Annotated in this window: 4 protein-coding genes; 2 read left to right on the forward strand and 2 right to left on the reverse strand. The window is 50.3% G+C overall.

What is annotated here, in order from left to right; genetic code table 11:
• The first annotated feature begins 3 nt into the window (after window positions 1-3).
• Together AB1756_07075 and AB1756_07080 are read left to right on the forward strand one after the other, a co-directional pair.
• Window positions 4-3,372, forward strand: coding sequence for an efflux RND transporter permease subunit (locus AB1756_07075; protein MEW5807090.1), 3,369 nt, complete (start codon window positions 4-6; stop codon window positions 3,370-3,372).
• A 5-nt stretch (window positions 3,373-3,377) separates the two neighbouring features.
• Window positions 3,378-5,693, forward strand: coding sequence for a heavy metal translocating P-type ATPase (locus tag AB1756_07080; GenBank protein MEW5807091.1), 2,316 nt, complete (start codon window positions 3,378-3,380; stop codon window positions 5,691-5,693).
• Between the two features lie 24 nt (window positions 5,694-5,717).
• On the opposite strand, the gene AB1756_07085 is transcribed toward AB1756_07080, so the two are convergent.
• Window positions 5,718-6,983, reverse strand: coding sequence for a hypothetical protein (locus AB1756_07085; protein MEW5807092.1), 1,266 nt, complete (start codon window positions 6,981-6,983; stop codon window positions 5,718-5,720).
• 47 nt (window positions 6,984-7,030) lie between these two features.
• On the reverse strand, window positions 7,031-7,402 hold a 372-nt coding region (locus tag AB1756_07090; protein ID MEW5807093.1), incomplete at its 5' end, for an ATP-binding cassette domain-containing protein.

The following is a 7,402-nucleotide window of genomic DNA, read 5'->3' on the forward strand; positions in this document are numbered from 1 at the left end:
TTCATGCACAATCCTGATTCAGGCGATCGAAAACTGACACCGATCCAGAAGTGGATCTCGTTTTCGGCACACAACCGCATTCTGGTCATCATCCTGACAGCTGCAGCAGTGGCATATTCTCTTTACACGATGAGGAACATCCGCCTGGACGCGATCCCAGACCTATCAGATACGCAGGTCATCGTCTACACGAAGTGGGACCGAAGCCCGGACATCATGGAGGACCAGGTAACCTACCCCGTTATCACGGCGTTGCTCGGCGCGCCGAAGGTGAAAGCTATTCGAGGTTTCAGCGACTTCGGGTTCTCGTATGTTTACGTGATTTTCAAGGATGGCACCGACATCTACTGGGCGCGCTCGCGGGTGCTGGAGTATTTGCAAAAGATCATTGGCAACCTGCCGCCTGGCGTTAAACCCGAACTCGGTCCCGATGCTACGGGTGTGGGTTGGGTATTCTCATATGCGATGGTCGACAGGTCAGGCAAACACAACCTTGCCGAGCTTCGCTCTTTCCAGGACTGGAATCTACGTTATGCGCTGCAGAGCGTGCCCGGTGTGGCGGAGGTGGCGGGTATCGGCGGCTTCCAGAAACAGTATCAGGTTACGATCGATCCCAACCGCCTTCAGAACTATGGCCTGTCGGTGATTGAGGTGACGGAAGCGATTCGAAGGAGCAACAATGAAGTCGGCGGGCGTCTCATCGAGTGGAGCGGTCGGGAGTACATGGTTCGCGCTCGCGGTTACATCCAGGACACAGAAGCCCTTGAGCAGGTTGTCGTGAAAGCCAGTGAGACAGGCACCCCCGTGTTGCTGAAGGACGTAGCGACCGTCGCACTCGGTCCGCAAATGCGTCGCGGCATCGCCGACCTCGACGGCAAGGGGGATGTGGTCGGTGGCATCGTTGTGATGCGCCACGGCGAAAACGCGCTCAACGTCATCAAGCGCGTTAAAGCAAAGCTGGAGGAGTTGAAACCATCGTTGCCGGAAGGCGTTGAGATTATTACTACATATGACCGTTCAGAGTTGATTCAAAAATCTATCGATAACCTCAAGGAAGAGTTGCTGATGGAAATGATCATCGTCAGCATCGTGATTTTATTTTTCCTCTGGCACATCCCCTCAGCGCTCGTGCCGATCATTACAATTCCCATCTCAGTGGCGCTCTCGTTCATTCCGATGTTTTACATGGGGATCACTTCGAACATCATGAGCCTGGCTGGAATTGCCATCTCGATTGGCGTGCTGGTCGATGGAGCCATTGTCGAAGTGGAGAATGCCTACAAGAAACTCGAGCGGTGGAAGGAAAGCGGGCGCGTAGGAGATTTTCACAGAATCCGGCTCGAAGCGTTGATGGAAGTCGGGCCATCGGTCTTTTTCTCGCTGCTGGTCATTGCCGTATCGTTCCTGCCTGTCTTCACGCTCGTCGAACAGGAGGGCCGCCTTTTCAAGCCTCTGGCTTACACAAAGACACTCGCCATTGGTCTCGCGGCACTTCTGGCAGTTACGCTAGACCCCGCGGTGCGGATGCTGTTCACGCGGATGGATCCGTTCAACATTCGTCCAAAATGGCTGGCATGGTTAGTCAACGGATTCGCCGTCGGTAAATACTATCCCGAGGAAAGACACCCCGTCAGCCGCGTGCTGTTCTGGATCTACGAAAGACCCTGCCGATGGGTGCTGCGTCATCCAAAGATTATCATCGCAGCCTCGATCCTCATCATGGCGACGACCATACCCATTTACAGAAAACTCGGCCATGAATTCATGCCTCCCCTCAACGAGGGGACAATCCTCTACATGCCAACGACATTCCCCGGGTTATCCGTAACCGAGGCGCAGCGTTTGATGGAAAGCGAAGACCGCATCCTTAGTTCATTTCCAGAGGTCGTTTCGGTCTTCGGCAAAGCGGGTCGCGCGGACACCTCCACAGACCCCGCACCCTTTTCGATGATGGAGACCGTGGTTGTTCTCAAGCCGATGAATGAGTGGCGGCAAAAGGAACGCTGGTATTCGTCGTGGGCGCCGAAATGGTTGGCTGGCTTCCTCGGTCATATATGGCCCGAGCACATTTCCTGGGAAGAGCTCATCGGAGAGATGGACCGCACCCTTCAATTTCCCGGGAATGTCAATGCCTGGACCATGCCCATCAAGGCGCGCATCGACATGCTCAGCACGGGCGTTCGCACTCCCATTGGCATTAAAATCTTCGGCGCGGACCTTAACAAAATCCAGGAACTCGGCGGACAGGTTGAGAGCATCCTGCGCAATCTACCCGGCACGCGCAGCATTTACGCCGAGCGCGCTGCTGGAGGCTTCTTTGTTGACTTCGTGCCAAAGCGCGCGGCACTCGCCCGTTACGGCCTGACAGTGGATGATCTGCACATGGTCATTATGACCGCGGTTGGAGGAGAGACTCTCTCCACCACCATTGAAGGCCGCGAGCGATACAGCATCAACCTGCGTTACCCGCGCGACCTGCGTGGCGACCTCGACCAGTTGCAGCGCGTGCTGGTTACCGCTCGCACCAGAGGCGACCTGATGGCAACAAAAGGTGGCAGCATGGCCATGAGTGGCAGCAACCAGCGCTCGGCGCAAGGCGTCGTCCAGGTTCCCATCGTCGAACTGGCAGATATCAAGCTGGTTAACGGCCCAGCGATGATCCGCGATGAAAACGGGATGCTGGCTGGTTACGTTTTTGTGGACATCGCAGGACGTGACATCGGCGGATATGTCGAAGAAGCCAAACGCGTCGTATCACGACAACTGAAGCTGCCGACTGGCTACTCGCTGGTCTGGAGCGGTCAATATGAGAACATGCTGCGTGTCCGCGAACGACTTAAAGTGATCCTGCCCGTCACCATACTCCTGATCTTTATGCTGCTTTATATGAACACAAAGTCCGCATTCAAAACGCTGGTCGTCATGCTGGCCGTGCCATTCTCGCTGGTTGGTGCTGTGTGGCTCCTGTGGCTGCTAGATTACAATATTTCCATCGGCGTCTGGGTCGGGATGATTGCTCTGATGGGACTCGATGCCGAAACAGGCGTGTTCATGTTGCTGTTTCTCGATCTCTCGTATGAGGATGCTAAACGAGAGGGACATCTCAAGAGCATGGCCGATCTCCACGAAGCCATCATCCACGGCGCCGTCAAACGTGTCCGCCCCAAGATGATGACCGTTGCCGCCGCTTCGATGGGCTTGATGCCAATCATGTGGAGCATGGGCACGGGCGCCGACATGATGAAACGCATCGCTGCACCGATGGTCGGGGGCTTATTCACCAGCTTCATCATGGAATTGCTGGTTTACCCCGCCATCTACCTGCTATACAAATGGCATAAAGAAGTAAAAAGTCTATCGGGACAGAGGTGAGCAACGTGAAGATAGAGGAAAAACCGTTTTCCCTGGCGAAAGGAGAAGCAAGAATCAAAATCCCTATCGAGGGGATGAGTTGTGCCTCCTGTGTCCAGAAAGTCGAGAGATCTCTGAAGAGAGTTGAAGGTGTCATTGAGGCTTCGGTCAACATCGGAACCGGGCTTGCCAGCATCCGGTATCTTCCTGGTGTCGTAGGTTACCCGGATCTCAAAAAGGCTGTTGAATCCGCCGGAGGCTACCGAGCGGGGGCACCTGTTGAAGAAACTTGCGGCGAAGAAGCAAAAAAAACGATGCCGGGAGAAAAGGAGATCCCGGTCTTGAAGAAAAAGCTCATCATCAGCGCTATCCTGACTTTTCTGGTCCTTCTCGGGTCGTTCCGGGATTTCCTGCCCTTCCTTCGCTTCCTTCATGAGGATGTCAACCGGATTATTCTTTTTTTCCTGACGGTCCCTGTGATGTTCTGGTGCGGAGCGTCATTCTTCCGGGGAGCTTTCCTCGGGCTCAAGCATTTCTCCTCAGATATGAACACACTCATTGCTGTTGGCACATCTTCCGCGTTTTTCTACAGTGCCACCGCTACCTTCTTCCCGGGATATTTTGAATCAGCCGGACAGAAACCGGATATCTACTATGACACAGCTGCGGTCATCATCACTCTGATCCTTCTCGGCCGTATGCTCGAAACCAGGGCGAAGGGAAAGACCTCTGAAGCCATCAGGAAACTCATGGATCTTCAGCCGAAAACAGCCAGAATCGTGAGGGATGGCCAGGAGGAGGATCTCCCCGTAAAGGAGGTCGTTCCCGGAAACATCATCATCATTCGACCGGGCGAGAAGATCCCTGTGGATGGCATCGTTCTGGAAGGCTCTTCATCAGTGGATGAATCCATGCTGACAGGAGAGAACCTGCCCGTTCAGAAAAGCGTCAATGATGCCGTATTTGGAGCCACTATTAATAAAACTGGTTCCTTTAAATTAAGAGCCACAAAGGTAGGAAAAGATACGGCACTGGCTCAGATCATTAGAATGGTTCAGGATGCCCAAGGCTCAAAAGCTCCCATCCAGAAACTTGCTGATAGAGTCGCGGGAATTTTCGTTCCAGTTGTCATCTCCCTGGCTATTCTGACTTTTATTGTATGGCTCATCTTTGCACCCTCATCCGCTTTTAAGCTGGCACTGCTCAATTTCGTTTCTGTGCTGATCATCGCGTGTCCCTGCGCCCTGGGGCTTGCAACGCCGACTGCTGTGATGGTTGGAACAGGAAGAGGGGCCGAGATGGGAATACTCATCAAAGATGCCCAGGCTCTGGAAACATTATATAAAATAGACACAATCATCCTCGACAAAACAGGAACAATAACGAAAGGCGAACCATCTGTAACAGATATTATTCCCTCCGAAGGAATGGAAGAAAGTTACCTCCTCAAGAGCGCTGCCTCTTGCGAGAGAGTTTCGGAACACCCGCTTGCAGAAGCCATCGTAAAAGCAGCCATCCAGAGAAATCTACTGCTTGATGAACCTGCCGATTTTCATTCTTTTTCCGGACATGGAGTTGAAGCTTCCGTTTCTAACAGGAAAGTGGTTATCGGTAACCGGAAATTCATGCAGGATAGGAAAATCGAACTCGGAGAGCTTGCCATAAAAGCTGACCTTCTCTCTCTTGAAGGAAAAACATCTATTTTTGTTTCAATCGATGATTCTATAGCAGGAATTATCGCCGTGGCCGACACGATGAAGGAAGATTCAAAAAATGCTGTCATGGAGTTAAAGGGCATGGGAATGGAAGTCATCATGATGACGGGAGATAGCATGTCAACGGCTGAAGCGATCGCCAGAAAAGCAGGCATTGAAGACGTTATATGTGAGGTTTTACCTGAAGAGAAAGCAGAAGAAGTTAAGAATCTTCAGATCCTGGGAAAGATCGTAGCGATGATTGGCGATGGAATCAATGATGCTCCTGCTCTCACACAGGCCGATGTTGGCATCGCCATTGGAACGGGAACCGACATTGCCATGGAAGCATCCGATATAACCCTTATAAAGGGAAACCTCCTGGCGGCTCTAAGAGCGATAAGGCTCAGCAAAATGACCATGATGACCATCAGGCAAAACCTCTTCTGGGCATTTGCCTACAACACCCTTGGAATTCCTGTGGCGACTGGGATTCTCTATCCCTTTTTATCACAGGATGGACTCATAGGCCCGTTAATGGGATGGGAAGGATTCCTCAATCCCATGGTTGCCTCGGCAGCAATGGCATTAAGCTCTGTTTCTGTTGTTTCAAATTCCTTGCGCTTAAGAACCAAAAAAATCATTTAAAATGAAGCCCGCATGATTATATTGCTAATCAAATCGAGGATTCACGACGTTGCTGTATATAGAGCCAAATGTGTAGCTGAAGCCAGCCCAGACGTAATAGTAATAGTGCGATTCCAACTGCTTTCTTCTTAGCAAAATCTCTTCGTAGCTTGCCCCTCCCTTGGGCAGAGAAATCCTGTCATGAATCCTCTCGTAAATCCCCCAGAGATTGAAAGAAATATTCTTGGTGAGTTTTAGGTCCAGTTCGCTGTATAGCTCTAAGTGGTTCTTATTGAAATCATTTAAATAATTGGCACCTTCCAGTGATGTACTTATGGACCCCCACTTCTGTTTGAGCTCCAGGGTGGCTGATAGCGATTCGTTAAATAATTGTTCGCTGGTTTTATCATAGATGGTTTCTTCTCTGTAGTGTGCTGATACGTATCCAATTTTATACTGGAATCTAAGCTGCTTTCTTGTGGATTCAGAATAAGGGAAAACGTTATATTCAATGGCAGGAGCTACTTTATAGGATGCCCTCATATTATCGTATGTGGATGAATAGGCTGAACAGTATCCTCCCGCAGACCAGTGCTCATTGATACTTTTCACAATGAGGCCGAAAAAGCTTCTGGAGTGAAAAGCACTGGAGATGGTCTGGTCTCCTATTTTGAATTCGTCTCTGTAGGAGCTGGCGGATAGAGATGTTTTTATTTTAAGTTCCGGCGTTACCCGGTTGGCTGAAAAAGAACCATATATCGAATTGGAACTCCAAAGTTTTTCACCACGTAAAGAGCCGTTTAGACTTATGCTGAAAACCCAGAAATTCCACTTATCTTCAACTGCAGTAGGTTTCACTTTTTCAAGAAGGGAAATGGAGATGCGATCGGCAATTGGAGTTTTTGCCACATAGGAGATCAAGCCCATTTTTAAAACCTTCACAAGGCCCTCCCTGATTTTGTCTTCAGAATCCGTTTTCTTGGAGAAGTGAATTAACGTATTATTGATGCCATCGAATTCCTTCTGCCCATAGAAAGCAAGGGTGTATTCTTTTCCGCCGCTTCCCGTGGGTTGAGTTGTTATGAGGACGTGAACCTGGGCTTCATGCCGGTCCCAGACATAGTTTACAAAGGTAATTTCGGTTTTGATGTAATCCATATCGCATGCATAATAATCGGTGCAGTCAATGTAAACTCTGGGCGCATCTTTCTTAAGCTTCTCTATGTTGTTTAGATTCGTTTGCGACATTGCAGGGAAGGCCACAAGATTTGCAAGCAATAGAAAGCAGATTGAATATATCTTCTTGCACATAACAACAACTCCTTTCGTTCGGATCAACTGCAAATCTATGAGGCTCATCAGATGCGCGCCATATGTCTATAGAGATTGGAATACAATCCTCCTTTTTCCACTAATTCGTCATGCTTTCCTTTCTCTAGGATTTTCCCTTCATCGAGCACGACGATTTCATCAGCATTCACAATGGTTGAGAGCCTATGAGCGATGATTATCGTCGTTCTATCAGCGAGAAGCCGTTCAAGTGCCTCCTGGATGAGCGCTTCTTCTTCCAAATCAAGTGAGGAGGTCGCTTCATCAAGAATCAGAATCTTTGGATCTCTCACAAGAGCTCTCGCGATGGCTATCCGCTGCCGCTGGCCCCCTGAAAGCGTCGCTCCTCTGGGGCCCACATCCGTGTCGTATCCTTTTTCCATCGCCATAATGAAATCATG

It is taken from the genome of Acidobacteriota bacterium (genome assembly GCA_040752675.1).
Taxonomy (GTDB): domain Bacteria; phylum Acidobacteriota; class Polarisedimenticolia; order JBFMGF01; family JBFMGF01; genus JBFMGF01.